We start from the raw sequence: 3,547 nt of genomic DNA, 5'->3' as shown, positions 1-3,547 counted from the left end.
CATCAACAACGGCTCGATCTCGGCGCACCCCTACCCATTCCCGTCCCAGCCTCAGGGGCTCCGCCCCCGAACCCCCAAAAGACTGCGCAGTTCCCCGCGCCCCTAAAAACCTAGGGGCGCGGGGAACTGCGCGACAAGCCACAACGAACCCGCACCCGACAACAAACCCCACGGGGCCTGGGGCGGAGCCCCAGAAGGACGGGAATGGGTAGGGGCGGCGGGGGCGAGAAAAGGCCAGGTCCCCCTGCCCCCCGGGCGGAGCCCTACGCCAGCAACCCCCGCAACGGAAACACAGCCCGCCGCGCAGCAAGCACAGCCTGGTCAAGACGGTCGGCGGGGTCATACCCCGACTCCCACCCCTTCCACGCCACAGGCCACCGCCCATCAGTCATCCGCGCAGGCGCCAGCTGCCGAGTACGAGCAAAAACCTCCTGCCGCCACCCCTCAGGAACCACCGTCTCCGGCGCAATCTCCCGCCCCGCCGCAACAGCCACCAGATGCGTCCACGACCGAGGCACCACATCCACCACGGCATACCCGCCCCCACCAAGAGCGACCCACCGCCCCTCGGCGTACTCGTGCGCCAGCTCATGACAGGCCACCTGCACAGCCCGCTGAGCGTCCAACGACACGGCAAGATGCGCGAGCGGATCCACGAAGTGCGTATCGGCCCCGTGCTGAGTCACCAGCACCTGCGGCCGAAAGTTCGCGACCAACTCCGGCACGACGGAGTGAAAGGCCCGCAACCACCCCGCGTCCCCGGTCCCGGCAGGCAAGGCCACGTTCACCGCGGACCCCTCCGCGGACGCGGCCCCGGTCTCCTCCGGCCACCCGGTCTGCGGAAACAGCGTCCGAGGATGCTCGTGCAAGGACACGGTCAGCACCCGCGGATCCTCCCAGAACGCGGCCTGCACCCCGTCCCCGTGATGCACGTCCACATCCACGTACACGACCCGCTCGGCCCCGAGCTCCAGCAACCGGGCAATGGCCAAGGAAGCGTCGTTGTAGATGCAGAACCCCGACGCACCGCCGGGCATCGCATGATGGAGCCCACCCGCGAAGTTCACCGCGTGCAGCGCCTCACCCCGCCAAACGGCCTCGGCGGCCCCCACCGACTGCCCGGCGATCAGCGCGGACACCTCATGCATCCCGGCGAAGGCGGGATCGTCCATGGTCCCCAGCCCGTACGCCCCGTCCGCAGCCCTCGGATCCACAGACGCGGCCTTGACCGCCTCGATGTAGTCCTCCCGGTGCACAAGCCGCAGAGTCGAGTCCCCGGCCGGCTTGGCCGAGACGACCTCCACCTCCCGGTCGAGCCCGAAGGCATCGACCAGTCGCCGGGTCAGCGCCAACCGGACCGGATCCATCGGATGATCCGGGCCGAAGTCATAGCCCGTTACTGCCTCGTCCCACATCAGCTGTGCGCGGCCGCTCATGCCCGTCACCGTATCGGGAAGGTTCAGAGGCGAACGACTTGGCGTACACCAACGTCACCAGCACCAACACCATCGGCACGAGCATGGCCCCGCGATAACTCCACGCATCGCCCAGAGCTCCCACCAAGGGCGAACCGATCAAGAACCCCACATAGTTGAAGATATTCAGTCGGGCGACGGCCGCATCCGCAGCCCCGGGGAAGAGCCGTCCGGCGGCCGCGAAGGTCTGCGGCACGATCACGCACAACCCGAACCCCAGCAGCGTGAAGCCGAGCATCCCGACCCAGGCCCCCGGCGCCCCCGCCACCACCGCGAACCCCGCCGCCGAGACCACCGCACCGGCCCGCACCACCATCACGGCCCCGAACCGCCGCACCCCGAGGTCCCCGACGGCCCGCCCGATCAGCGTGGTGACCATATAGACGTTGTACGGAACGGTCGCCAGCTGCTCCGAACTGCCGAGCACGTCCTGCAGATACTTGGCGCTCCAGTTGGAGACGGTCGAATCCCCGATGTACGCGACGGCCATCACCAGACACAGAGGCAGCAGCACCTTGAACCCGACGCCACCGCCACCGCTACTGCTCCCGTCCTCGCCCTGCGCCTTCGCCTCGGCCTCGGGCCCGCTCCCGTCGACGTACCACCGACTCCCCACGAACGCCGCCGGCAACAGCACCACGACCACCGGCAGATACGACACGAACAGCGCCAGGTCCCAGTGCGCCCCCACCCACGCGAGCGACGCCCCGACGATCCCGCCCAGGCTGAACGCCGCGTGGAACCCGAGCATGATGCTGCGCCCGTACCTGTGCTGAAGGCTCACCCCGAGCATGTTCATGGAGGCGTCGAGCGATCCGACGGCCAGCCCGAAGGCTGCGAGCGACAGCCCGATCGCCCACAGCCCGTCGCCGGCCCCCACCCCGAGCAGCGCGAGCAGCACGACCGGCTGCGACCAGCGCAGTACGTGACTGGGCGGCACCCTCTTCACCAGCTGCTCGGTGCAGACACTGCCGACCCCGGCGAGGATCGGCACGGCGGCCAGGAAGGCGGGCAGCAGGGCGTCGGATATCCCGTACCGGTCCTGGATCGCGGGTATACGTGTCACGAGCAGCGCGAAGGCGACGCCCTGGGCGAAGAAGCTGAATGCCAAAGAAGCCCGGCCACGCCGCAGCACATCTGTCATGGCGGCTCAGCGTAGGGCTCAGGCTTACTCGTGGGTAGACGGTTCAAAGATGAATTTTGTTCAACTCTGGTGCTAGAAGATCAACTTGAGATCAACTCGGCGGCCGGGCGGGCGGCAAGTCAGCCCTGAAGCAGGCCGATCAGCTCCCCCATGTCCCCGAAGAGCCGGTCCGCCCCCGCCAACCGCTCGGCCGGCGTCATCGCCGTGAACCCGTACACATCCATCCCGGCCGCAACGGCTGCCCGCACCCCGAGCGGACTGTCCTCGACGACAAGGCACTTCTCCGGCGGCACCCCCATGCGCTCGGCAGCGTGAAGGAACAGGTCCGGCGCCGGCTTCCCCCGCCCGACATCCTGCGAACTGAAGATCCGCCCGTCGTCGAACCACCGGTCAAGACCGGTCTTCCGGTGCCCGACCCGGATCCGCTCATGACTCCCCGACGACGCCACACAGTACGGAACCCCGTCCGCGGCCAGCTTCTCCAGAACCTCCATGGCCCCCGCCACCGGCTCCAACTCCCGCTCGAAGGCAGCGAACACCCGCGCATGAAAGACATCGTCGAAGTCGGCAGGCAGTCGCTCCCCGGTCCGCTCCTCGACGATGTCGTGTACGCGGTGCATGGCGGCGCCCATGTAGTCGCGCAGGGACTCCTCGTACGAGGTGGGGTGCCCCAGCTCGGTGAGATAGGCGGCCAGCAGCGTATTGGAGATCGGCTCACTGTCCACGAGGACGCCGTCGTTGTCGAAGATCACCAGTTCGTAGCGCATGACAAAGACCCTAAACGACCCTGAAACGCAAGAAAGCCCCCGCACCGAAGTGCGGGGGCTTTCTCCAATATTTGTTCGGCGGTGTCCTACTCTCCCACAGGGTCCCCCCTGCAGTACCATCGGCGCTGTAAGGCTTAGCTTCCGGGTTCGGAATGTAACCG

The 3,547-nt window shown here is 67.8% G+C and carries 3 protein-coding genes and 1 rRNA gene; all 4 read right to left on the bottom strand.

All coding sequences use genetic code 11. The features are described 5' to 3' along the window. Positions 1 to 263 precede the first annotated feature (263 nt). Positions 264 to 1,436: an acetoin utilization protein AcuC gene (locus ACFWXQ_RS48755; protein ID WP_383957106.1), complete on the bottom strand. Its 1,173-nt coding sequence runs from the start codon at positions 1,434 to 1,436 to the stop codon at positions 264 to 266. Next, positions 1,387 to 2,619 (bottom strand): MFS transporter, encoded by a 1,233-nt coding sequence (locus tag ACFWXQ_RS48750; protein ID WP_383957103.1) that lies wholly within the window; start codon positions 2,617 to 2,619, stop codon positions 1,387 to 1,389. The genes ACFWXQ_RS48755 and ACFWXQ_RS48750 overlap by 50 nt, the downstream gene beginning before the upstream one ends. A gap of 119 nt (positions 2,620 to 2,738) precedes the next feature. After that, positions 2,739 to 3,386 carry an HAD family hydrolase gene (locus ACFWXQ_RS48745; protein WP_383957099.1) on the bottom strand — a complete coding sequence of 216 codons (648 nt, stop codon included), beginning with the start codon at positions 3,384 to 3,386 and terminating at the stop codon, positions 2,739 to 2,741. Positions 3,387 to 3,459: 73 nt separating this feature from the next. Then, positions 3,460 to 3,547: ribosomal RNA gene (rrf, locus tag ACFWXQ_RS48740) — 5S ribosomal RNA — on the bottom strand; the annotation flags it as partial.

Origin of the sequence: Streptomyces sp. NPDC058697 (assembly GCF_042715345.1) — a bacterium.
Lineage (GTDB): Bacteria > Actinomycetota > Actinomycetes > Streptomycetales > Streptomycetaceae > Streptomyces > Streptomyces liliifuscus.
The sequence above is the reverse complement of the archived record's forward strand: the minus strand, read 5'-3'. Positions and strand labels throughout refer to the sequence as shown.